The 25299-nt window shown below is 61.9% G+C and carries 15 protein-coding genes; 2 read left to right on the plus strand and 13 right to left on the minus strand.

Translation table 11 applies throughout. From position 1 onward, the window contains the following. Nucleotides 1-17: 17 nt before the first annotated feature. Complete coding sequence (locus CAQUA_RS10215; protein ID WP_196825216.1) at nt 18-2192, plus strand: PTS sugar transporter subunit IIC; 2175 nt, start codon at nt 18-20, stop codon at nt 2190-2192. Nucleotides 2193-2429: 237 nt separating this feature from the next. Further along, complete coding sequence (locus CAQUA_RS10220; protein WP_196825215.1) at nt 2430-2834, plus strand: hypothetical protein; 405 nt, start codon at nt 2430-2432, stop codon at nt 2832-2834. A 196-nt stretch (nt 2835-3030) separates the two neighbouring features. On the opposite strand, the gene CAQUA_RS10225 is transcribed toward CAQUA_RS10220, so the two are convergent. From CAQUA_RS10225 to CAQUA_RS10285, 13 genes are all read right to left on the minus strand, one after another. After that, the gene (locus CAQUA_RS10225) at nt 3031-4326 is read right to left on the minus strand and encodes an HNH endonuclease signature motif containing protein (protein WP_231375550.1); all 1296 of its coding nucleotides are present in this window, start codon (nt 4324-4326) and stop codon (nt 3031-3033) included. A 191-nt stretch (nt 4327-4517) separates the two neighbouring features. Beyond that, complete coding sequence (locus CAQUA_RS10230; protein ID WP_196825214.1) at nt 4518-4907, minus strand: hypothetical protein; 390 nt, start codon at nt 4905-4907, stop codon at nt 4518-4520. A gap of 85 nt (nt 4908-4992) precedes the next feature. Then, complete coding sequence (locus CAQUA_RS10235; protein ID WP_196825213.1) at nt 4993-6030, minus strand: hypothetical protein; 1038 nt, start codon at nt 6028-6030, stop codon at nt 4993-4995. Nucleotides 6031-6034: 4 nt separating this feature from the next. Then, a complete protein-coding gene (locus tag CAQUA_RS10240; RefSeq protein WP_196825212.1) occupies nt 6035-6970 on the minus strand; it encodes a hypothetical protein in 936 nt (311 codons plus the stop codon). Between the two features lie 59 nt (nt 6971-7029). Then, nucleotides 7030-8328: a GAP1-N2 domain-containing protein gene (locus CAQUA_RS10245; protein WP_196825211.1), complete on the minus strand. Its 1299-nt coding sequence runs from the start codon at nt 8326-8328 to the stop codon at nt 7030-7032. Nucleotides 8329-8331: 3 nt separating this feature from the next. Next, nucleotides 8332-10701 (minus strand): SaeA-related protein, encoded by a 2370-nt coding sequence (locus tag CAQUA_RS10250; RefSeq protein ID WP_196825210.1) that lies wholly within the window; start codon nt 10699-10701, stop codon nt 8332-8334. A gap of 24 nt (nt 10702-10725) precedes the next feature. After that, nucleotides 10726-13566 (minus strand): ABC transporter ATP-binding protein, encoded by a 2841-nt coding sequence (locus tag CAQUA_RS10255; protein WP_196825209.1) that lies wholly within the window; start codon nt 13564-13566, stop codon nt 10726-10728. Nucleotides 13567-13569: 3 nt separating this feature from the next. Then, entirely contained in the window at nt 13570-17853 is a 4284-nt protein-coding gene (locus tag CAQUA_RS10260) for a tubulin-like doman-containing protein (protein ID WP_196825208.1), read from the minus strand. A 72-nt stretch (nt 17854-17925) separates the two neighbouring features. Further along, complete coding sequence (locus tag CAQUA_RS10265; protein WP_196825207.1) at nt 17926-20784, minus strand: vWA domain-containing protein; 2859 nt, start codon at nt 20782-20784, stop codon at nt 17926-17928. An 82-nt stretch (nt 20785-20866) separates the two neighbouring features. Then, a complete protein-coding gene (locus tag CAQUA_RS10270) occupies nt 20867-21514 on the minus strand; it encodes a hypothetical protein (protein WP_196825206.1) in 648 nt (215 codons plus the stop codon). Between the two features lie 799 nt (nt 21515-22313). Further along, nucleotides 22314-23018 (minus strand): CAP domain-containing protein, encoded by a 705-nt coding sequence (locus CAQUA_RS10275; protein ID WP_196825205.1) that lies wholly within the window; start codon nt 23016-23018, stop codon nt 22314-22316. Nucleotides 23019-23297: 279 nt separating this feature from the next. Next, complete coding sequence (locus CAQUA_RS10280; protein ID WP_196825204.1) at nt 23298-24242, minus strand: sulfite exporter TauE/SafE family protein; 945 nt, start codon at nt 24240-24242, stop codon at nt 23298-23300. 120 nt (nt 24243-24362) lie between these two features. Then, complete coding sequence (locus CAQUA_RS10285; RefSeq protein ID WP_196825203.1) at nt 24363-25295, minus strand: sulfite exporter TauE/SafE family protein; 933 nt, start codon at nt 25293-25295, stop codon at nt 24363-24365. Nucleotides 25296-25299 lie beyond the last annotated feature (4 nt).

Raw genomic sequence — 25299 nt, forward strand, 5'->3', positions numbered from 1 at the left:
TGGGAAAGGAAGCTCACGTGTTCGATGACAAACGCCTCGAGCGCTACCTACGCGAAACCGACTACCCAGCCGAATGGGGTGCGGTGACGCGCGACCTCACCAGCGAAGGGATCACCGCTTCGTTCAACGCGGCGGCGTCAACCAACCTGCCCCTGCAGCGCGCGACGGCCAATCGCATCCTCAAGGAGCACGCCGGAAAGCTCGGGGTATGGCAGTTGGTGCAAGGGAGGGATGATGGGGCGTCGATAAGCGAAATTGCAGAGGCCTTGAGGCGCGACGCGGCATCGACCAACCGCTACCGTCGTGACGCGGCCGCCGACATTGTGGGGGCGCTCGACACGCTCGCGGCCGTGGACCCCACGCTGAGCTTGGACAATGAGACGTTCGTGAGCACTTTGCTTAACGACGAAGCCTCCGCCCTCCGCAAAAGCGCCATCGAGCTGGCCAACAGCCTTGCCGACGACAAAGGCCGCGGCCAGTCCGTCACCGAAACCAGCCTGCGCGCCACCCACGAACACTACGGGCTGCCAGACTGGACCTTTGACAAGCTAAAAGACCAGCTGAACGCCCGCGGGATCCGCGTCCTGTCCGGACTCAACGGCGCGATGGTACGCGAAATCAACCGTGAATTCCGCTTCGGGATCATGGAGATGATTCGCCCCGAGGTGTATGCGGGTGGCTCGCCACGCTCAACGTATTCCGTGTTTAACAGCGACGTGACCGTCGATGAGCTGCGCAGCGCCCTAGCGTACTTCGACCGCAACCCCGGCGACGTCGCCAAAAAGCAGCTGGCCAACCGGGTGCTGAGCCAGGTCACTTCCGCCGCCGCCCCTGCGGCTTCCGGCGCCCCTGCGGCTTCCGGCGCCTCCGCCGGCGCAGGTTCCGCCGCGACGGCCGCCCTTCGCGAGATCGTGCTCAGCTACCACCTCGACGCCTGGGACGAAACCAAGCGCGGCGCCATCGCGTCGGTGGTGGAAAACGACTTCAAGCGCCTCGGCGTCGACCCTGCGGAGGTGCCGCTGTTCGCCACCGGCGGCCCGGCGGCTGCGCAAAAGTTGGCCGCGCAGAAGCCCGCCGCGAAAACGTCTGCACAGAAGACGCCCACGTCACAAGCGCAGAAAACGGCAAATTCGCGGTCCGGCGCGGGCGGCAGGAGCGGCGCGTCGAACGAGAAGCAAGAAACCCCTCGGCAGCGCCAGTTCCGTTTTGAGAACGAGGACCAAGAAAGGTTTGGCAAGGCCTTTGCCGCGCTGCGCGACAAGAAGATCGTCACCGCGTGGAAGGAAGTCCAGAGGCTGGAGTCGCGGAGTGCGTGGGCGAAGTCGGATAGCGGCAAGAAGAAGGTCGACCTGATCAAGCAGGCCCTGCGCCAGCTGGAGAAAGACTTAGACAGCATTCAGGCGGATCTGGCCAAGCCGGATTCCCAAGAGAACCTCGAAAGCGCCCGCGCAACCGCGGCCCAGGTGCAACGCTACTGCGTGGATTCCGAGGAACTCAGCGACCTTCAGCGCCAAATCATGCAGCGCGACAAGGACGCAGCCCGCGCGGACAAAGAGCTGGACAAAGTCGTGGCGCGCGTCGCATTGCCGGTTGATAAAGTCTTCGGCTTTATTCCGCGCACGATGGACCCGCGGGTGTGGATTTTTGGCACCTTCATCATCGCGTTCGTCGCGGACATGGCGCTGAAACTGTCGAATGGTTCTTTTGAAAGCGACATTGCCGTTTTCGGAATTGTCGTCGGCGGCTTCATCACCGGGATGTGCGTGATGTTGGGTGAGTCCCGCGGCGGTTGCATTGCATGGATAATTGGCCTTGCGATGGCGGGCTTTTTGCTCCTCGTGCCGTTCTGGTTCATCCCCCTTGGGGCGCTGTTTGTCCTGGCTGTGGCGTCTGCGATGACTCAGCTGGATGAGCAGGAGGAGCCCGTCGATAAGTGGAATGAGCTGCGTCAATCCGCGGTGAAGTACTTTGAGGAGCACGGCACCGCCGACCCGCTGGCCGGCGTCTATTTCGACGGCACGCGCGTGTTCCCGCCGTCGAACCCGGTCAGCACGACCCCCATGAGCGGCCTGTACTTCGCCGACGCCCGCGGTGAGATTACTCGCTCAGTGAGCGCCGAGGAGCTCGGCGAGCTCACCTACGCTGGCTGTCTCACAGGGACAAACTCGAAGTTCAAAAAAGCACGCGCTTAACGACGCCCCCAAACCCACCCGACCACAGCCCTTTGCGCGGGCGCTTCCGGCGCTTCAGTCGGCGCGGACGCTTCTAACCACGCGGCAGCTTCTAGCCACGCGGCCGCTTCTAGCCACGTTGGCGCCGGCGAACTTCTGAACGGGATGCCCGAGGGGTTGGCCGCGCCCGGCGGGATCGCTGGGCCGGGCGGCCCGGGACAGCCTGGGGCCGCCGATCCCCGAGACGAGCATCTGTCTATGGGACGATTAGCGACGGAACAGGAACGCAATGGCGGCACTCCCACGCGCGCGGTGCCCTATCCGCGCCAGGACGTATTCCGCGACGAGAAGACCGACTCCTTCGCCTTTGTCACGTTCTACGAGGACGCCTCCGGCAAGCAGCAAGGCGATGGAAAGCTGTACAACGTCCTCGCTGAGTCCGTCGCGGTCCGCGATAAGGGCAACCTGGTGGTCATCGTGTACACCCGTAACCTGCCCATCGAGTCGACCGGAGACGTCGCCGACAATCAGCTGAACAAGCTCGCGGACACCAGCACCGAGAAGCGGTACTTCTCCTTCCCCGTCCGCGGCCTTCCGGAATACATCCGCGACGAGTACCTGGGCACCACCTTCGAGATCACACCCGCCGACAACTGGTTCTAGCGCCCGCGCCCCCGCCCGTGCCGCGTCCGCGCACCTGCAAAAACGCACGCCAAAGCGCCCGCCCACCTGCTTTTTCAGGTGTCGGGTCGTGCCGCGGCATCTGCCAGCCGCTGCTCGCAGCGTGCCGCCGCTGGCTACCGCGTGCCGCCGCTTGCCGCCGCGGCGTGCTGCCGCCGATGCCAGCCGCCCAGCTTGTTTAGCCCCTAGGCACCCGCGGCCCCAGCCCGGTGATCCCGAATAGAAGATTCATCGCACCGTAATCGCAGTTGCTCACAGGGTAACCGCGGGGCGACACCCAAACCGGTGTCCCGTACGGCGCTTCTGGGCGGCCGCGGCGGTGGACGCCGGGGTCATCGTCGTTGATTTGGTTATGGTATCGGCACAGTACGGCGAGGTTTTTCAGGTTCGTCTCGCCGCCGTGCTTCCACGCGGTCATGTGGTGAAATTGGCATTGGTCCGCGCTCTTGCGGCACCCCGGTGCGAGGCACATCGGCATCGCTGCCCGCAGGAGTTTGCGCTGCTTGTCGTTAGCAAAACGGCTCTCGCGGTAGAGGTTCACCGGCCCTTCCTCTGGATGGAAAAGCCCCAGTTGGAAGGGCTTCGCATGCTTAGCGACGACCCCATTCACATACTCCGCCCCCGTCATCGTGGTCCCGTTGGTGAGGCGGAGCTCGATATCGTCGCCGCGCCCTTCCATGATTTGAATGTGGGTGGGCAGCGGGACGAGAATGAGCGGCTCCGGGCTGGATCGCTTCACGCCGCGGGAGCGCCCGCCGCGCTTATTGCCGGCCTCGGGCGCGCCCGGGGTGCAGCCGCAGTCACCGGCGTCGCAGCCGTCGCAGCCGCCGCCGCAGTCGTCGCAGTCGCCGTCACCGGGCGCGCAGCCGCAGTCGTTGCAGTCGCAGTCACCGGCGGGGGTGCAGTCGCTGGTGCAGCTGCAGTCGTCGCCATCGCTGTCGTCAACGCGAACGACGCGCTCGAAAGCCGAGAGCATTTGGGGGGTGGATGGAGAGGAGGGGTCGAGGTCGTCGTTAAGCGTGCGCTCTATGTCGGCCAGCAGGTGTTCATCCGCGGTGACCGTCATGGTCCGCAGGCCGCTGGTGGAGCGCGTGAAGCGGATGCCGGGTGTGGGCGGCTTTTTCGCTGACGGGATGAGCTCCCGCGCGCGTTCAAGGAGCGTCTTGTACCTCCCGCGTTTTCGCAGCAGGGTGAGGCGCATGCGCCACTGTTCGGCGACCTCGGAAATTGTAGCGACCCGCCGTTCGATCATCGCCAGTTTATCCAGCGACACAGCGCGTTCGCGCGCCAGGTCGCGGGCGTCGCGTTGCTGCCGCGTGAAGCGGGTTGAGCCGTAGTACGCGCGGTGGACCTTATCCAGGTCGTTGACTCGCGTCGCGGCGAGGCCCGCGTTGAGCGCATACTCGCGGTCAAAGTCGGCCAGATTATCAATGAAACTTGTCGTCTCTGCGTGAACTAAATCTCTAAATGTCATGCTTGAAGATTTAGCAGGGATTTTCGCGGGCGTTTTTCGACCTCCGAAAACCTGTGGAATTCTCCGGAGTTATCCACAGGGGCGCGCGTGCGTGCGGAGATTATGCCGTTTCAACGCCGGGTGATCTGCGGTTTTAGCTAACGCACACCAACGCCGCCGCGTTATCCACAGGGGTCGCGCGGCGGCGTTCGTTAGCGCGTGGAGTCGAGCGGGCCGTCGGAGCTGAAGGCGGTGTCAGGATCCGCGGTGTCGGCTTGTTCGAGGAATTCCTCGTAGCCAGGGATGTCGAATACGGAGCTGTCCGGGTACTGCTCGGGGTCGGTGTATTGGTTGACGTCCTCGATGGATTGCTGGACTTGGTCTTGGACTTTGTCCTTGATGTCCAGGACCCAGGGGCCGACGGTCCACAGCCAGATCATGAGGCACACGATGCCCACGATCGCCCCGATCGCAGACACGATCCACGGCCAGGCGCTTTTGCGGCGTTCTTCGGTCTGCTGAGCTTTCAGATCGCGCGTGGATAGCTCGTTGTGCAGCTCGCGTTCGGAGACGGCGGCTCCGGGGGCGTAGGGGTGTGTCATTGAGGGCTCCTTGCTTATCGACGGGCGCGTGGGGGTTTGGGGCGGTGGGTTGGCGGTTGGCGGGTTGGGTTGGGGGCGGGCGGGACTAGAGGCCTAAACCGTAGCGCGACAGCATGAATCGCACCGGGTCGAGGCAGCGGAACGGGGCGATGCCGCTGTGGCTGACCATGTCGTCTTGGACTTCGAAGCCCAAGGCGGAGACGGCGAAGCAGCGGTAATCATAGGCGCGGTCGCCTTCGGTCCAGCTGTCTAGCTGGTTGAACAGGCGGGTGGCGCCGAGGGTGCGCAGGAGTGAGGTGATCTCGTAGTGGAGTAACAGGCTGTCGTCCTCGCTCCAGGGACGGGCTGCCCCGCAGCCTTCGCGGTTGAAGGCGGCGCCCTGGTTGCGCATGATCTTGTCCATGTTGCGGACGGCGCCGTCGGTGTCGCGGAGGCGCTGGAGGACGTCGAACTTGGATAACGTCAGGGCGATTGGCGGGCGATGGGGGCCGATGATGCGCAGCACGTTGCTCAGCACGACGCCGGGCGGGGTCGACGACAGTGCCTGTCCGGCGTTCATCCCGGCCATGCCCTGAAGGGCCTGGCTGATGTCTTGGTCGGCGAGCGGGTCGAACAAGAACACGATCAGGTCGGAGATGCCCATGAACGCAAGGTCATCTTGGACGTCGTAGACGTTTGTGTCTTCGAGGTCTTCGCCCGCGACATCCCGGAACACCATGAAGTAGGGCTGGGGGGTGCGGACTCCGTCGATAAGCAATCGCCCCATGGAGAAAATGAGCGGCTCGGTGGTGTAGGTGGCTTGGTCGCTCATGCGGCGCGTGGATTCCAGCGCGCGGCCTTTTTCTTCGAAGAGGCTACCGAAGTGGCGGTCGTAGATTTCCTGCGTTTGCGGGTTCGCGGCCTCCCAGACGCCACCGTATTTGATGGTGAACTGCTCCATGAGGCGGATTAGAACCGCCAGGTAGACGCTCTTTCCTGAGGCGCGGGCGCCCGCCATGCTGACGGTGAACGTGCCGGAGTTTTGCCATCCGCGTGGCAGCTCTTTGTCGGGCAGGTAGGGCGACTGAGTTGCTTCCGGGTCCATTGGCCGGAAGGTGTAGGGGCATTTGGTTGGGATGATCACGTGCTTATTCTCCTGCGCCTAGACCAAAGAGTTCTTCGGTGAGGAAGTTCGCCATGCGGCTGAGCTTGGCTTGGTCTTTGTTGTGGATGGCCTGTTGGAATGCGTCGGTAAGCTCCATGCCGTTGAATTCTTCGTTGAAGATGGCGCGGCGCAGGTTGAATAGGAACACGCGGTCGTCGTCGGCTTCGGCGGGCACTCCGTCGGTGATGACGACGGCCTTGTCGTAGCGGTTCAGCGCCGCACTCAGCGGATTCGGCCAGCCGATCTCTTTCTTCGCGGTGAGGGATTGGATTTCCTCGGCGGTTTCTTTGGAATCCCGCACGGACACGAAACGTGCGTCGGCGCTGCTGCCCGTCACCGTCAGCGCGATCCGCGATTGGCTCAGGACCTGGGCTAGAAACGTCGCGGCGTCTTTGAGTTTGCCTTCGAGTACGGGGTAGCCCATGGAGCTGGATTGGTCCACGTAGATCAGTACGGACAGGGGTTGGGTGTCCTGCGGCATTTCGCCGTGCGCCTCGATGTCGCGGCGAATGTCCACGTAGACCTGCTCTTCAGCGTCCGCAAGCTTTTCGACGGTCCCAGCCGCAACCTCCAGCCCCTCCCCCGTCAACCGGAAGGAAACCGGGGTGAAATCCGGCATGCCGCTGATGCGGTAGCGCGGCAGTTCCACCGACTCGGGCGCCCCGGTCTGCGGATGCGCGACCAGGGTGACGGCGACGTAGACCTCGTCGCCAAACGACCCGCCCTGTGCGGGGCGTATCGTCAGCGCACCCTCGCCGGAAAGACCGCGGGCGAAGACCGTTGTGCCGCGTTCGACGGTTTGTCCGGCACCGGTCAGCTCAGTCGTGATGGGCACCGACGGTGTCACCGAAATGTCTAGCTCGAGTCTGAACTCGGAGCCTCTGAGGACTTTGCTGTTGCCTTGCTCTAGAAATGCCATTGTTGTTCCTGTCCCCTAAAACTCTTGCTTAAAACCCTTAAAACCCTTAAAACCATTGCCTAAAAACCACTGTCCGAAAACCCGCCCGCGCCCGGCTCGTCTGTGCCCGGCTCGTCGATATGAAGCAGCCGCATCGCCGCACCGAGGCGCAGCGTGCCCAGGTCCGGGGTGTTGACCTCGTCGAGTGCATCTAGCAGTGCCTCCACATCACCGTCTCCGCCGGGGTCGAAGTGCGTGATCGCCAGTTTGGTTTGTTGCGCCCACCGGCTGTGCGGCTGGTAATCCCGGTATCCACTGCGTGGGTCGATGACAGTGACGCCGGTGATGGCGCGGAACGCCTGGTCGTCGTCAAGCGGTGCGGCTAACACCGTGCGACCGACCTCCGCGGCGAAACTGCGGACCTCGAATGAAGTGGCGCGCTCAAACGTGGAGAAGCGGAGGAGGCTTCGGGCTTCTTTCACGGACATCGTGCAGGATAAAACCATGATCCATGCGGTGGCCTCGACCGACGTCTTGGTCAAAATCACCGGCAGCTGCCCTGCCTCGAGGGCGTCTTGCACGGCGTAGATCACGCCTTCCGCCGCCATCATTTGGCGCACCACGATCCACGCCCACTGCAGGTCAAAGGCGCCGGCGTTGGGGCCGTCGTCGTCATGGCTGAGCTCGATCGAGTTGACGTCAGCAGAGCCGAACGGTGTTTTGAAATCCGGCGAACCGTACGCCAGCACCGGGTAGCGCAGCTGCGAGGGTTCGGTTGTGTCGTGGTCAATGTACGCGTGGGTGAACGTGTTGCCCTTGCGCCCCGTGGAGTCACTTCCGGCAGGTTTGCTGTGTAAAAACAGACCTTTTTCCTCAACGGGGATGTACTCAAAACGCACCGGGAGCTGCTCAATTTGCTCCTCGGAGAGGAAGTCATTGACGTCCTCAGCCTGGATCGAGCCCCGCACGTAGCGTTGGGCGAACTTTACGTCCCCTTCCCACGCGTCGTAGCTTGGCCCGAACCCCCAGCCGTTCCCCACCGGCGCCCCAAAAGACGCGTGCGTGAGCTGCGACCAGCGTGGCCCTTCGAGCAGTCGCTTATCGACGACCTCCCCCACCCCTTCTGCCCACACCGTGTCATTCCAATCGGGGGACGTCCAGTTGGGATCATTCCAGTCGGAGTGCTGGGGCGGCTGCGGCGCCGGTTCCCGGCGTGGCTGCACGGGGAACTGCTCAGTCGGCGCGGAATCATCTAGACCGGACTTTGCGATCCGGTCGATGAACTCATCGTCCTCGGAGTTGCGTCCCCACCCCTGCGGTGCAGGCACGTTGCGGCCGCGGGGGTCCTCCCATTCTGGGTACTGCTGGTTCGGCGTCATGGCTTACTTCCTCCGGAACAACCCGCGTAGTTTGCCCTGCTGTTTGCCCTGTGGCTGGCCCTGTGGCTGGCCGGGCATCTGCTGGCCCTGTGGCTGGCCGGGCATCTGCTGGCCGTGCGGCTGGCCCAGCGGTTGGCCGGGTGCTGCCGGGTGCGGCTGCTGGCCGGGCTGGCCATGACGTTGTGGGTCGTAGAAAGGTCGCAGCTGGTACGGCGGTGGGTCCAGCAAAACAGCTGGGGCTTGGGGCTCGAACACGGAATCAATATCGTCAAAGGTCCAGTTCTCATCCTCACCGGTGGTGTTGCTTTCTTGCAGGAAGAGGCGCAGGTAGATGTTCGGATCACCGTCGAACTGCGACGTATCCACCTGGAAGTACTCGCCCGCCGTTTGCTTGCTGTGGCAGGAGATGAATGGATTACTGCTGTCGATGTACTTCAGCCATTGGTTGTGTCCCGGGGGAAGATTCGGGGACACCTTCATGGTCTGAACTTCGTAGGCATCCGGATTGCGGTGGTCAATAGGCAGGTTGTTGCGCTCCGCGCGAAGCACAAAGTGCAAGTTGCGTGGGTACTCGTTGTGCGAGGTGATCTTCAGCTGCAAGCCACGGCGGCGGGTGCGGTCCTCAAAATCGAACTCATAAGAGACCTTGTGCAGGCCCTCATAATCTAAGATCGCGGGGCGACCGTACACACGCTGCCCCTCGTGGAGACGATAGGGCATCAAGACCAGTGGAACCGGGTCTGGCGGGATCTCCACCCGAAGGCCACCGTGGTACTTGTAATCCTTCTCGGTGATACTGGCCAGGGACGTCATGCCGCTGGGCAGAGTGAAGTTACCGCCCTCCTGCGCTTCGAACTGGCTCACGATTTCCTGGTCCGCCACGTAGAGCTCAACTGCATACGCATTGACTGGCCAGGTAAAGGTGATGATCTGCTCTTCGATGCGCTGGAACAGATCCACGTTGGTGGGGGTCCCGCACTTCACCCACGTCTTGGTGTGGCCGACCTGCGCCCAGTCACCAACAACGTGAACGGCGCTGATGGTCAGAGAGTGCTGGTCAGCGGGCCACAAAACGGTGTGGGTGGTTCCACCGGACTCGTTGCGGTTAGACCAGACGTTGTTACCCATGCCCTGACCGATCAGAGCCGATGTGGCGATGCGCTGTTCCGCAATACCTGGTTTGAGAGGCTCCGGCGTCGCGTACACGCGCACAGCACCGGCGCTGGGGTGCTTCCAACTCACGGTGAACGAGTCCCCGGTGCGCTGAATATCCAGCGGGATCTTCTCCAGCTCAGCCTCAACGTAGACCGATTCTTCTTCGCAGAACTCGGAGTAGTATTCGCCCACGAAGCGGCGGGCCTTAAAGGTGTAGTTACGCCCCGTCTGCTCCGGGGTCCAGTTGAAGCCGTGGAGGTTGCGCTCCCCCTCAAAGACGCGGATGTCACCGTGGCGCGGGTCAGCCAACCACACATCAACGCGGTCGGTGTCCTCAATGTGCGTCCACGAGCCGTCGATACGCCCGCCCGTTTCTTCCAGCATGAAGTCCGTGATCGGCACAACGTAGTGCGTGGCGCCGAGGAGCTTTGGCTGCGCGGCGAGAGCCTCGTCTTCCGTCTTACCCTCATTCATCCAGACGTGGTAAGTACGGATCGGGCCGTAAATTTCACGGTCGTCGACGTAGACGTCCCCGCCACTGATGGTGAGCAGGTTGCCTTTGTCCGGTGTTGTTCCATTGGCGTGGATCAACTTGTCCAGGCTGAGGACACGGAAGATTTTCACCGGCGCATCCGAATCGACCTTCCACGTCAGGGTGTAGGTCTCCGGGTCATCCCCGTTGGGGGTAACACGTAGGCGAGCACCCTCAACTTCACCGCTATCCGCGAAGGCATCAAATGCCGCGAAGCGATCAGCCGGGATATTCAACGGCCGCGGCTGCGGAGCAGCGGGCTGCGAGGTTGCCGGCTGTGTAGCAGTGGGCTGCTGCTCCTGCGGGGCTGGCGCAGGGGCCCGCGGTGCGGACGGTTGTGCAGGCTCCGCGGGTTGTGGCGTAGCTTGCGGCTTTGCCTGCTTTTGCTTTGCTTGCTTTTGCTTCGCGGGCTGCGCAGGTTTGCCTGCCGCGTCGCCAGTCTTCTTAAAGAAGTAATCGCCCAACGGCACATTCTTGTCGAAAGCGCCTGCGTCCACTGCCTGAAGCAGGCGGTTGAGGGATTCCGCCCAATTGGTGATGTTGGGTTTCTTCGCAAACTTCTCCGGGTTGTTCCGAAAGCGGACAAACAGTCCCAACTCATGAGCGGTGGGCAGCTCATCGGTCGAGATGCCGCGCTTGATCGCCTGCTCCCGCCAGGAGCTCAGCGCCATAACGTGCTCTTTCACGGTTTTCTCCTAGGTTCGCCCGAGCTAGTCCATGCCCGGCATGCGGATGCTGCCGCCGTCAGTAGTGGGGTCGGGCCACTGGTTCCCCTGCTGCGGCTGCTGGTAATAACCAGGCATGGTTGGTGGCTGCTGACCCGGCATGCCCGGCAGTCCGCTGCCCCCCGGTTCGAAGCCTTGGGGCTGGCCGTAACCGACATCGTCCGCGGGGCGGTAGACCTCAAATGAACCGGTGCGGGAGCCTTGGTTGGTGCGGTTCAGAACCAAGACCTGGTGGTCAATGCTCGAACCGTACTGGACGAGCAGCTCTGACATACCGACATTGTCATCATCGTGGTTCAACTGGCGGTACGTGGAATCAACAACCACGCCAGCGTTAACCCCAGCAGCGCCAGCGCGCTCAATGAAGCGGCCGTTGAAGGAACCCGAGTTTTGGTCTTGGCTCAACGATCCAGCGGTGTCTGCCGAGTAACGCTGGTCATTGCTGTAGATCACCGGATCTTTGAGCATCTTTTCGCGTTGCTTGCCCCCATCGTCGTTAAGCAAGCGCACGACGACATCCCACTTGGCGGCGGAGCGGTCTTGCTCGACGAATTCCCTGCGGGTAACAGCGTTGGCCATTTGATCCAAGAGCTCGCCCGAACCGTGACCCCATGTGGTCAACAGCGTGCCTTCATCGGCACCGAGTGAACCGTGTCTAGCCGTGATGTCGCGCATGGCGGTGTCGTAAACCGTTTTGATTGGCTCCGCAAGCCACCCTTGCGTGTACACCTCTTCGCGAACGTCGTCCGCGAAGTCTTTGACAATTGATTCGTCCGGTTCTGCCTTCGCGATGACCACAGACGCTGGCATTGTGTTTGTGGGCACCTCCGTCAAACGGGTCTTCTTACGCACCGTGCCGAATGGACGCTCGATCACCGAGCCGTAAATACGCGATATGGAAATGAACTGAGTGTAGGAGGCACGAATTTGCGCCAACGCCTTGTCCATGGCGTACGCCTGCGCGTAAGCAGCTTCCTTCGCGGTGACCAAACTCTGGCGCACACCCGCAGCTCTGTGAATCGCGAGTGATTCCAAGAAGACTTGGATTAAGAAACAGATCAACCAGAGCAACGTCCAGATGCCAAACAACCAGAACTTCGTCTTCAGCTCGGACTCGTTGAAGTACGACACCCACCTCAAAAGCAGTGGGGTGACTTTGTCTGATTCAATCAACAGGTTGCCCAGGCCCCAAAGAATGGCAAACAACGCCATCGACCAGAACGTGACGTAGCCGAGCCAGCGCCAAATCAGCGGGCCTTTTTCCTCAGGCACGTCCTGCGACTGACGCTCCATCTGGAGATAGTGCTTCCACGCCCTGTCCCTTTCGCGCTCGAGCTCAATCTCCTTGCGGTACAGAGCTGCACCCATTTCCCCAGCTAAGCTACCGCTCCACTTGTTTTTCCACTGGTGGAAACGGCTTTGGCTGTGCTGGCCCCCCGGCACGTTGAGGTTATTAATGCGGGCTTCGAGTTGCTGGATGCCCTTGATGTCATAGGGCTCCAGCTGAACGTTACCAATCTGGCCACGCAGACCCGCGCCGAAAAACTCCGGCGTCAATGTCGCTGATGGACCCGGGATGACATCGCTTGCTTTCGTGGCAAGCTTCACTGCGTTTTTCGATCCACGCAGGTAGTCCGGCGCCTGGACGTTATGTTGTGGATTCTCCAGCTCACGCGGACTACCGTCAATCATCGCGAGAGCGGAGTCGCGATAGTCTTTCCACAGCCCGGCATACAGCGACGGGTTGGAGTTGTGATGAATCGGCGGGAACTGGTCACGCTGCTGGCTGCCGTACCCCGAACTGTCACGCGGTGCGTCCAAACCGTCCACGCGGAACTTCGACCCCTCACCGTGAAGCAAGTCGTCCACACGCTTGTTGAACGAAGTCTTCAAATCCGAAGAGAGATTATCGACGAAGACCTTCGGCCACGAGATGAGCTGTTGGAAGTAAAACGCCGCGAATTTCTTGATGGCTTGGGACGCCTTGACATGCTTGGTCGCCTCTTTTTTCGCCTCATGGTACGGCGCGTCAATCGACTGCTTGTGCTTTTCTAACAGCGTGGCTACGGCGACCTGGTTAATCTCGTTTTGATTCCGGTTATGGACGACATGCAGCGGCTGACCATTGCTATCGCGTCGCACTGCCGGAATCTTCTGCGTATCCAAAACGCGCGCACGAATCTTCTCTTGCACTTCCTGGCCATCAACACGACGGTAGAAAGTACGAACGAGCTTCAAACCGTCGTTCGTGTTGCTAGGAACCTCCACCGGGAGTGACCCCGAGCCTTCCCACAGACCGAAAAGGCTGGCGACGCTGGTTGCAACCGAAAGACCGAAGTCCTCATCGTTTTCCTCGTTTGCCGTAAACGGATCAGACGCGGAGGCCGGACTTACGGATTCTTCCGGTGAAAGGAGCAGGTTCTGGAAACCAGGAACCAGCGGAAATTCACCCTCAAGTTTGCCGAAGACGGTGGTAACCACCAGGTTGGTGGACGCTGCGTTCAGCGCCGGCACCTGGTCTTGGGTGAGGCGCTCCCGGTAACGCGTCACGTCCTCGAGTCGGATGAGACCTTCCGAACCCTCGCCACCGATAACGTTTAGGAGCACCAGGTGCACCGGCGTGCGACCGATATGGCGGCTTAACACCGACAGATCGTCGGCCTGTGGCTCCCGTCCCGGCGCGAGGTAGAGCCCGTTGAAGTCTTCGTCTATGTCGATCCAGATACTCGGCTGAAGGATGTCCAGTGCCGTTAAGTCCGAAACGCACTCGCGAATCCTCCGCGCGATGGGCCCGCGGTGGAGGAACAGATTGATAAACGTGGCCATGGATTAATTCTCCTGTCCAGGCATTTGCTGGGGGTTGTACGGCTGAGCCTCGTCCACCGGCGCGCCGGACGCTGGTGCGCCGGAAGCTGGTGCGTCAGTGACCGGCGCCTGGTGATCCGGCGCCTGTTGACCCGGCGCCTCCTCCTGCGCGGGCTGCGGCTGGGGCGGGGCCTGCTCAGTCGGAGTAGATTCCGGCACGTCTTGCGGTGGCGCCTGCTGCGGTTCCGGCTCCATAGTCGGCTGTTGCTGCTCGAACTGCGGCTGCTGGCCGAACTGTGGCTGTTGCTGCTCGTACTGCGGCTGCTGGCCGTACTGGGGCTGGCCATTTTGCTGCTGACCGTACTGCGGCTGCTGGCCGTATTGCTGCTGCGGCTGGCCGTACTGTGGCTGGCCGTACTGCTGCTGTGGCTGACCATATTGCGGCTGGCCGTACTGCTGCTGCGGCTGTCCGTACTGCGGTTGACCGTACTGTGGCTGGCCGTATTGCTGCTGCGGTTGGCCGTATTGCGGCTGACCAAATTGCTGCTGCGGCTGACCGTACTGCTGCTGACCACCCATGCCAGGCATGTTCGGGGCCCCGCCGCCCATGCCAGGCATGTTCGGGGTGCTATCCATTCCAGGCATTCCGCCGCCGCTGGCGGCGCCGAAGCCGTTGCGGCTGCGTTCGGCTAGGTCAAGGCTGAAGGCGATGTCATCCATGGCTGCGACGATGTCGCGGGCGAGGTCGGCGTAGAGAGGTAGTTGCATCGCGACGTCGAGGCGGCGGACGTCGCCGTACGGGTTCTCCTGGGTGTTGCCGATGAAGCCGTCGTCGCTCGTGCCGGCGGCAGGGCTGTAGGCAACGGCAATCTCACGCTCCTGGCGGATGAATTCGCGAGCGGCAGCAAGGCGCTGTTCAGGCGTGGTCTTCGTCCGTGATGTGCCCGGAACCATTTCAACTTCCTGGGAGGGGCCCTTGCCTTCCCACAGCCAATCGCGGAGGATGCGCTGGCCCTTGGTCGGGTTCACAATGTCCTGCTGCACCACGGACAGCGAGCCGGTGTTGTTCCAATCCGTGGGCGCCGGGGCGTCGTCCCACATGGAGCGCAGGACCAGGTACGGCTGGATGGAACTCAACTCGGGCTGCTCAGAAATCCGGGCCCATGCCATGATGGAAGATTCCAGAACGGCTGGCAGGTAGTTCTTGTACCAGCCCATGGCGCGCGGTGGGGTGAGCAGCGGAGCCTGGAAGCTCAACCACTTACCGGAGGTGTCAGACATGTCGCGGGTGTCGTAGATCTGCACCGGGGTCTGGTCCGCGGCGGCGGAGACGTCCAGCGAGTGGTAGATGTGGCCGGTGATCATGCCCACGTACCAGCCACGGATCATCGCGGCGCGCTCAGCGTCACTCATCGGCAAGGCGGCCGGCAAAGCACGGGCGCGGCGCATCTTCCAGAACTGGCCCTGGTTCAACGGGTCGGTCGTCATCGCCCACTGGCGTGCTACCTGCGGGAGGATGTTGGTGAACACCACCGGCGGGAATGAGTTGTAGGACCCGGAGATGGTGATTTCGCGCGAGCCATCGTCGTTAATAAAGCGTTGCTCCAAGTCCGCGATGGTCTCATTGTCCACGGCGCCACCCTTGAAGCCGCGTACGTAGTTCTGGATTTCCGTCCTGATCAGCTGGTTGTTCGCAAACGGAATCGCGGAGAACGCAAAGCGGTAAGTGATCTTCTCACCCGTCAGCGCGTGGACCAAGGAGGAGGACACCTGTGCCATCGGGCGGGCGAGCTGCATGGCCTGCTGGAATTTCTGCAAAAACAGGGTGGTGCGGCGCTCACGCTCGCGGTCGTCTTGGCCGTAGCCCTGGACGTACTCTGCCAGCGACTGGTTCACAAAGCCGTGGAAGGAGGTACCGTTGCGGTCCACGAAGCGACGTGCGCGCGCCAAAATATCTTCCGGCATGATGCGCAGCTCAACGCGCGGTGCCTGTGGGGAGCGGATCTCATGATTGGAAGGATCTTCATTAAGGTGCGGCGGGATCCACCAGCGGTTATCAAGGACAGTCAGGGTGTCCAGCGGTGGTTTCTCCGGGTCAGCGGCCTGGTCCCATTCACCCATGATGATTGCGCGGCCACACTCCGGCAGAGAAGACTCAAAGCTCTGCGGTTCCCCACCCCGGGGGCGTGCGTTTTCAATGTCGCGCTTGAACTGCTCACGGAAGTCGTCGATAGGCGTGATCGAAGCCTCCGTCGCGGGAGCGCTAAAGCGCGTATCGACGACACCATCGGACTCTTTCGGCCATTTCTTAGGCACATTGGTGGCCAAGCGCGACACACCAAGATCCGGGTCGGTTTCGACTTCCATGGCGTTTTCCAAGTTGCGCCACTTGAGCTGGAATTCCTGCTGCACGCGCTCAAGGAACTCGGAATCGAAGACGCTGAGTAGCTGGGAGATCTGAGTGCTGATGAAGTTCAGCGAGGCCGAGGTCAGCGCCGGGCGCAATCCGCTGGAGATCATGTCCATGTACTGGGAGCTGTCCTTGATCTTGCCGGCACCCACGATCTTCCTGCGCACATCGTCGTTAAGCGCAAGACCGTTGTATGAGGGCACGTTGGCAAGCGTCTCGCTTAGGCTGCGCACCCACTCGCGGAAGCGCTGCAGAACCGTCGTTGCGTAAGCAACGCCGTACTGGCTGACTTCCCTGGCAAGCATGTCCAAGGTGATCTTTTGCAGCTTCTGCACATTCTTGTTCTCACCCACGGGTCCAGCCCATGCTTCGAGTGCCGCGTAGAACGGGCGTTGCGACGGGCGGGCTGCCTGGAACTCGCCCGCGATGCCGCTCGCGCGGTTGTTGATGGCGATTTCAACGTTGCGGATCCACTCTTTACCGTGCATGCCGTTGGCGGGATCGATGCGCGACAAAGTGCCGGACAGCTGGTTGGCGACCCACTGGTCGGTGGTGCGACCGAAGTAGTTGCGGACCCAGTTGAACGCATTGTTGCCACGCTGTCCAGGCCTGTAGTCCACGGGAAGAACCGTGCCGAAACGACCCAGCCAGGTGTCAAAGTTCTGGTTCAACTTCTGGTCCAACTGCTGAGCCTTATCGCCGGGCTCATCAGCGTTGTAGTAGCCCTCAAGCAGGTGAGTCACGGACCAGTGAGCCAGGCGCTGCGCGGAATACTCTGCGTAACGGTCGCGGCCCATAGACAACTTGCCGTAGCCGAAGGTTCCCCACTGGATGTAGTCCGGCTGAGTTGCGCCCCACGCGTAGTACGGGCCCATGTTGTTGCCCGGGTTGTTCATGATGTGGGACTTGTAGTCGTTCATCATGCCGTGGTCCGTGATCATGGCGGCTAGACCCAAACCAAGCGAGCGGTAAATGTCTTCCGGGCGGCCGTTGCCCACCAACGTAAGGTCCGTGTCATCACCGATAGAGCGGCCCACCGGGAAGATGCGGCCGACCGGGATCTCACGCATGTTCAGGTTCACGCCCATCGCGGCGAAGGAATCCTTGTCCGCGTCCACGCCAGCGCCGGTCACACCGGCGGTGAGCTCGGAGAACATTGCCAGCGCGTTCGGGTTTGTACCGGAGTACGGACCGCTGGTGGCGTCTTCACCACCGGTGAACACGTCCGGGGTCACGGCATAAAGCGCGACGTTCGCCGCGGAAATACCCGGCAGGGCACTGACCAGGCGGCACACGTCCACAGCCATGGAAGCTCCGGAACCACCGGCCATGGAGGAAATCACGAAGACAATCGGGCCGTCGACCTCAGGGTTTTGGCCCATCTCCTGAGCAATTTCCACGAGCTCCGCGTTGGACTTGTTGTCGTCGCGGACCTCATTCCAAGAGGCAACCAACTGGTCGTTCACGTTAGCCAGGCGGTTAAGCAGCAGCTGGCGTCCCACACCACGGAACTGGCCAGCACCCGAGTCCACCGCCAGGGTGTCCAACGTGCGGTCCTTCAAACCCCAGGACGCCACAGTGCCCAGCTTCGCGTGCGCGGCGGCGCTTTGTGCGATGTTCTCACGCACTGCGGGAAGGCCCGCCGTCGTTCCCATGGAGATGTAGTCACCGCCGGCCGCCGTCACCGTCGGCAAGTTCTTTTGCACGGACTCAGGCACCGTCGGCGCGTCGATGGTGACAAACTTCCAGCCGTTGGGCAGACCCTTGTTCTTATTGTTTTTGTTCTTCGCCCACCACTCGGGCGCTTTTTCGGACAGCGTCTGCTTCAGCTGGTCCATCATGTAGGACATCGTTTTCGCACCAGAGCCGCCGCATCCGACGACGAATACCTTGTACATTTTTGTTCTCCTGGGGTATTGGGCTTTAAGGGTGTAGAGCTTGTGACTGGTTAGGGTGCCCGGGCAGGGGCGCTAGCGGCCCGGGCCGAACGGATCGTTGGGCTGGCCGAAACCGCCCTGACCGCCCTGGCCGAAGCCGCCCTGGCCGCCCTGATCGAAACCACCCTGGCCGAAGCCGCCCTGGTTGAATCCGCCGTAGGGGTCGTTGTTCTCGGCGAACGGGTCAGCCGGACCGGAGGTGCTCGGTGCCTGGGTGCCGCTGAACGGATCGTTCGGGTCACCGGCTGCGTTCACCTGCTCAGCGGGGCGTTGTTGCGCGATTTTCTCAACGAGGCTCGGGGCGTTGCGCTCAATATCGATTGCAAGCTGGTCCAGCTTCTCCTGCGGGGTAGCGGCGCTGTAGAGCACCACGGCGTCGTACGCGTTCGGCTCCTGCGGGTTCGCGGCCACGAACCAGCTGCCGTTGAGAGAGAGCGGCAGCTTCGCTGCATTCTTCACTTGAGCATTCTTATCGCTTACCGACGGCACCTGCTCCACCACCACCGGAACCTCACTAAACGGGTTGAGGTTGAGTGCTTTGACCTTGCCGGAGTAGCCGCTGGCGCTGAACGAGTTCGGCGACAGACTTGCCACGGACTCGTTGGAATTGTCCTCACCCAGGCGCGGGGAACCATCCACGAACGCCGGGTAACCGCCAGACGTATCCAGGCGGAACGCACGGGTGCGCAGTGTCGCCTTCGTCGGGATACGCGAGGTGAGGTAGCGGATCAGGTAGAAGATCAACAGCGGAATGATCAGAGACAAAAGCAGAGCACCGATCAATGCGCCGGTGAAGGCCGCTTTGTTCAGAGGAACGGTGAACGTACCGTTGGTGTCCACCGGGATGACCACCGGTTCTTCCTCATCGTCCAAGTCAGCGATGGACACATCCACCGCACCGTTGACCAGGCCCTGAGTTGCCTCCGGGATGGTAAAGGTCACGGGCAGATCCGCGGTCTCACCGGCCGGGACTTCAAGGGCTGTGTCTTTGCTGTTGTGCTTGGACTCCACCTTGATCTCACCAACGCCCTCCGGCAGCTGGTCAGATTTCACGCTTGTGCCCGGCTCAATCCACACCTTGCCCGGACCCTTGACCTTCAGCGTGGCCTCAGCGGTCTCAGATTCAGTTGCGAACTTCAGGTCGTTGGACAGCTGCGGCATGTTCTGCTTGGACACGGTAACACCGGTCGAAGACAGGATCGGGGAGAACAGCGTCGACGGACGGCCCTTGTCACCCGAGGTCGTGATCGTCGTCGCCGCATCGAGGCGGCCAACAAATGGCGCCTCGGGGAACTTCGATGCTGGGATCTCTAGCTCGCCCTTGGAAAGATCAGCGTTCTCCACGATGGTGACGGGTTTCTGGCCCTGCTGCGACAAGGTGATCGTGGTGACGGCCTTGCCCTTCATCTTGCGAGCATTACCTTTGCCATCAACCAGCTGAACCTTCAACGATTCATCGTCAGCGAATGCAACCGGGCCCTTTTCTTCTTCACCTTCGGATCCGGTGAACTTCAACGTCAGGTCCGGCTGGATCTGCACGTTGGAGACCACACGGCCATCGGTTTTATCCGGGTTGAAGTCCTGGAACTGCAAGGACCATTCGCCACCCCATGACCCGCCGTCGGGAAGCGTCATGCGTCCGCGCGAGGCCTGGAACCTCTCGTTGTAGGAGGTCCACTCCACCTTCGCGTCACCAACAGTGCCGTCGCCCTTGTCCACGAGGTCAATCGTCGAGCCGTCAGGCGCCGTCAACACCAACTTGGCCTTCTCACCGAGGTCTTGCTCCGACGTGACGCTAAAGCGCACCGCGTTGATTGAATCATCAAGAACGAACTTGAACGGCTCTCCCGCCGTGCCTTCGTGCTCGAAATCCCCGCCGTCGCGAAGCGCCTGCTGGAACGCGATCACCAAGCCACCAACGTTCGTGGCCTCGAAGAATGCACCGTTCGCCGGCCGGTCACCGCACGGTGGCGGCGGCGTTCCCTCCGACGCGCGGCGCAGAATGTCAAAGTCACCCGTGGGGTCTTCCGGGTTACGCAAACCAATGGTCACCAGGGTGATTCCCGCAGCACGAAGCTTATCGACGGGTCCCCCAGCCCTACACAGCGCTTGCCTCTCTGCCTCCCCACCCTCAGGCGACGTCGAAGCACCGTCGGTGAACATCACCAACATACGGCACGGATTTTCCTGTCCTTTGGAGAACTGCGTGAAGTCGTTGTACGCACCGTCTACGGCAACCGAGTGGCGCGTCCAATCCTCGTTCGCGCGGTCTTTGAACGCTTCGATCTCCTTCTTGACGCTGTCCACGGTGGAGGTGTCCAGGTTCATCCAGTCGCCGTAAGCCTGGTCCGTGGTACCGGATTTGTAGGTCTCACCGAAACCCGTCACGCGCACGCGGACCTTGGTACCGGTATCTTCCTGACGCTCAGCCAAGGATTCCACGAAGGTCTGGGCTGCTGGCACGCGGTTGTGCTCCGGGTCCGTACCTTTCCACTCCCCATCCTTGGGCACCAGTGAGCCGGTCTCATCCATGAGCAGCATGACGTCCAGCTGCTCGTTTCGGCTCACGCACGCACCGAGGTCTTGCAGGCCCTTTTGCAGCTCAGGCTGGTTTTGCTTCCGCCCCTTGTCCGGCTTGCCAGCGCGCTCGCCCGGCTTCTTGCCGGGGCGTTCGCCCTGCCGTTGGCCGCGCTCGCCCTCTTCCCCACCGCTGCGCTGGCCCAAACGGGAGCCGCTTCGCGGCGCGTCATCTTGAGCCATAACAACGGTCGTGTCCGTGGCGGGCGCAGCCAGTGCGTCAGCCCCCAAGCCAACCGCGCCGAACGCCATCGGCAGCACCGCGGCTGCGCTAAAAGCACCGAGGGAACGCAGAACCTTCTTCACCTTCTTCATGCTGTGAGTCTTTCCGTGAGTCTTCCCGTTAGTCTTCCCGTGACTAGTCGGTTTCTTTGTCAGGTCCTTCATTACTGCTTACCTACAGCCTTCCCACCCACAGAGCGAACAGGATCGCAGACAGCACCACCGCGATGATCAGCACCGCCAGCGTGGCGTAGAACAGGCCCTGCTTCCAGCCGATCTCTTGATACGGCCCTTCGGCTTTGACCTGCGTGTTCTTGGTGAAGTAGAGGCCTAAAGCAGAGACACCCAACACACCAGCGAGCACCCATGCGATACCGCTCAGCACACCCCAGGTGGTGTCAATCTCACGCAAAGAACTGAAGTACGTGTAGCCGCTGAGCACCAGAGACACAAGACCCAAAACAAGGCTAGGAATCAATTGCGCAATCGGCGCAGACCCAATAGTGAACTGGGATGCAGAGGCGGGAGCGGAGGCATCATCCTGGAACCCCGAATTTCCATACCCCGAACCGCTATCCCCGAACCCCGAATTTCCATACCCCGAACCGCCGTCCCCGAACCCCGCCGCGGTCGAACCGCCGAAGCCCCCTTGACCCCCACCAAAGCCACCTTGGCCGCCGCCGAAGCCGCCCTGGTCCCCGCCAAAACCACCTTGGCCGCTACCGAACCCACCCTGGCCCGAGCCGAAGCCGCCCTGGCCGTTACCGAAGCCGCCCTGGCCCGAGCCGAACCCGCCGCCTGAGCCGTTGCCACCGAAAGTCATCCGTTACTCCATTCTGCTTACGCGCGATAAGCGGAATTTTCAGTAGAAATGATCCCCGCCTGTGACCTGCAGAAACATAGCTGCAGGAGATAAGCGGAAATACATAAAATACGTTTGAAAGACTAGCAAAAATCCAGGACATCTACAGGGGAATAGTCAATACTGTCCCCGCGACAATGGCTCTGAACTGGGCCATACCTGGTCAATAAATGGCCCAGTTACTAACGGCTCCGCCCACGCCCGGGTTCCTTGCACCCCTACCCGCCCGCCGCGGGCAGCCCCCCGAAAGGGCGATTCGCGAAATTTGTATCCAACTTTCGATAAGAATCACAACGTCGCAGGTCACAGCCCTGCGATATTTCGGTGCCATGACACCAAATCAAAATTTCGCGAATCGGACCTCGGGCGCTGCGCGCAAGCTCACGCTTCGACCAGCCCAGCTGCCAGCCGCGGCTCGGTCCCCGCTCGGGGTCCCCGCTACCCCGGGCAAGCACCGGCCTCCTGTCCCCCCGGGCAACCCGCCCCGAGCGGACCACCCGAAAGGACGATTCGCGAAATTTGTATCCAACTTTTGATAGTAATCGAAATATCGCAGGTCACAGCCCTTCGATATTTCGGTGATATGACACCAAATCAAAATTTCGCGAATCGATGGGGCGCTGCGGCAGCAGGGGCAGGGTTTGGGGGCGCTGCGGCTGGCGGCTCTGCCCATGCTCGGGGTCATTGCTCCACCGGCTTCGCCGGCGGCGAGGGAGTTGCGCCGGGCTGTGCTGTCGGACTAACAAACGGCGAGATGGACCTATCGAGTGAAGCGGTAGGTTGCGTAGGCTTTATCGTCGCGGATATAGAACCCGATACCGCCAAAGCGTGCGTTCGGATCGAGCATGTTCCGGTTGTGGCCCGGAGAGTGCTTCCACGCGTTAATGGCAGAGCTCGGGTCGTTAATGTAGCCGCCCTGTGCATGGTAAATGTTCTCGCCGAAGTTGCCGCCGGTGGCGTGCACGAAACGACCGGTACGGTGCATGTGCTTCGACCACTCGTAGGCTCCGTTAGACAGGTTCTTATCTTCGACGACCGGGCGCAGGCCGCGGGATGCGCGATAGGCGTTGAGTTCCCTCATGAACTGGGCGGCGTAGTCGCGCTCGCGCTGGGTCATCCCTTGCGGCTCGCGTGCCGGAGGCGGCGTAATACCCGGGATGAAGATGCCATTGGCCTGCAGGAACTGGATCACATGCGGCGTGGCGAAGTGGATAATTCCGCCAATTACTAAAAGGCCAACGAGACCGCCGACGATCGCGAGGGTCTCCTTGGTCTCGTCGTCAAGCTCGGAGCTCTTAGAACTATCAGAACGCTCAGACCTCTCAGAGCTCTTGTTCGTCTCGGCGCTCGCGGTCAGCTTAACTACCGCGACTTCCCCGTGAGCGGCCTGGGCCGGAACGGCCGTCGCAGTCACGCTCATGCACGCTGCGACAGCAAGCGCGGCGACCCTCGTGTACTTCTTCATTCCTATTTTTCCTTACTGAGACTCTTAATGGTTTCAGAGGAAAGTAAAACATAAAGGTGCCGTGCGGGCTCACGCACGCCCCGGCAGACCACCCGAAAGGGCGATTCGCGAAATTTGTATCCAACTTTCGATGAGAAACGAAACGTCGCAGGTCACAGCCCTGCGATTTTTCGGTGCGATGACACCAAATCAAAATTTCGCGAATCGGCGGGGGCCGCGGCGGGGCGGGGTTGCGGCGGGGCGGGGTTGCGGCGGGGCAGCGATTTAGAAACGGCCGGTTCAGCTGCTTACGGCGGCTCGGTCGGCGTTCGGGGTCGTTGCTCCCTCGGCTTCGCTGGCGGCGAGCGAGTTGCGGCGGGCCTTGCGCGCGCCCATGACCGTCAGCGTGATACCGGTAACCATCGCGAGGGCGGCGAAGAGCCAGGGTTGGGGACCGTCGAAAAGCTTGAACAGCGTTGGAATGTTCAGCGCGACGATGAGTGATCCCACGAAGCCACCCAGCAGGACGGGGTTGAGGCGGCCGATGAGCCACGCGGCGATCGGGGCCGCAATGCAACCGCCGATGACCAGGGCGAGTACTGCCGCCGCGTTGGCCACGAGGTCGGACCACATGCCCAGGATGAAGCCTAAGGTGGCGGCGCAGCTGACGAAGAACTCGGCAGTGTTGACGGTGCCCACGATGCGACGTGGCTCGTTGCGGCCGGCGGCCATCAGGCTGGTTGTGGTCACGGGACCCCAGCCACCGCCGCCGGTGGAAGAGAAGAAGCCGCCCAGAAGGCCAATGCCGGCCAGGAAGAACTTGTTGTGCGGCTTGTGGTTCAGCGTCGCGTCGGAGTGAACGGCGTGGCCGTGGACCATGCCGAAGGAGAAGCGCCACACCAGGTGCGCGCCTAGGCCCACCAGGATGATCGCCATGATCGGCTTCGCGGCCGAGGTGGAAATGTTGGACAGAAGCGTCGCGCCGACAAACGCGCCGACGGCGCCAGGGATGCCAATACCCGCTACCAGCTTCCAGTCGACGTTGCCGAACTTCCAGTGGCTCGCACCACTGACCAGGTTGGTGCCAAGCTGCGAAGCATTGACCACCGCGCTGGCAGCCGCGGGGGTGAGCCCCGCCAAAGTAATAAGGACTGTCGTGGCGGTGAGGCCGTAACCCATGCCAAGGCCGCCGTCGACAAGCTGGGCCAAAAAGCCAGCAACGCCAATGAACACGAGGGTGGACATTTGGTACATTCTCTCGAACCTAAGGTGTAAGCCCTTCCGGCCGCTTCCCGTAGCGGCCAGAAGGGGCGATTGTCATTAACTATTCATGTGGGCATTTACCCACAGTTAAACCGGTGCGTCTTAGGCAGTTGCCGTCGGAGCGGGAGTCGGTGAGGAGTCCTCAACGTTTTCTTTCTCGTTGGCAACGCGCCAGTTTTCGCGGTGGCGCTTCCAGCCCAGGATGGACAAGGCCACGCCGACCACCAGCACGGCTACGCGCACGGCGACAAGTACCGTCGCCGACACGCCCAGAACCTTCAGCACCACCGGGAGGTTGAGCACCACGATGAGCGTACCCACAATGCCACCGAGCAGGATCGGGTTGAGGCGCGTGACCAGCCACGCAGCTAGTGGCGCGGCGATGACGCCGCCCAGCAGCAACGCCAGGACTGCGGAGAAGTGGTTGACCAGGTCGTCCCACATCCCCAGCACGAAGCCCGCCGTGGCCGCCGCGGTGACAAAGAACTCTGCGGTGTTGACCGTGCCCACGATGCGGCGTGGCTCGGAGCGACCGGCCGAGAGCAGCGTTGACGTGGTCACGGGGCCCCAGCCGCCGCCGCCCGTGGCGTCAATGAAGCCACCGAAGAGGCCCAGTCCGCCGAGGAAGGGCGTCGAGTGAGGCGTGGCCGCCAGCTGCCTGCGGATCAGCCCGCGGGAGAAGCGGTAGACCAGGTTGATCCCGATCGCGGTAAGGATCAGGGACATAATCGGTTTCGCCGCGTCCGTCGACAAGTGTGATAGCACCGTCGCACCCGCGAACGCGCCGACGGCGCCCGGGATTCCAATCGCGGCGACGGTGCGCCAGTCCACGTTGCCAAATTTCCAGTGGCTAATACCGCTGACCAGCGTCGTGCCCAGCTCAGCGGTATGGACCACCGCCGACGCCTGCGCAGGGCCAAGGCCTGCGAGCATGATGAGGATCGTCGTCGAGGTGACGCCGAAGCCCATGCCCAGGCCGCCGTCGACAAGCTGTCCGGCAAGGCCGGCTAAGGCAATAAGAATTAGTGTGATCATGCGG

This window comes from Corynebacterium aquatimens (assembly GCF_030408395.1).
GTDB classification, from domain to species: domain Bacteria; phylum Actinomycetota; class Actinomycetes; order Mycobacteriales; family Mycobacteriaceae; genus Corynebacterium; species Corynebacterium aquatimens.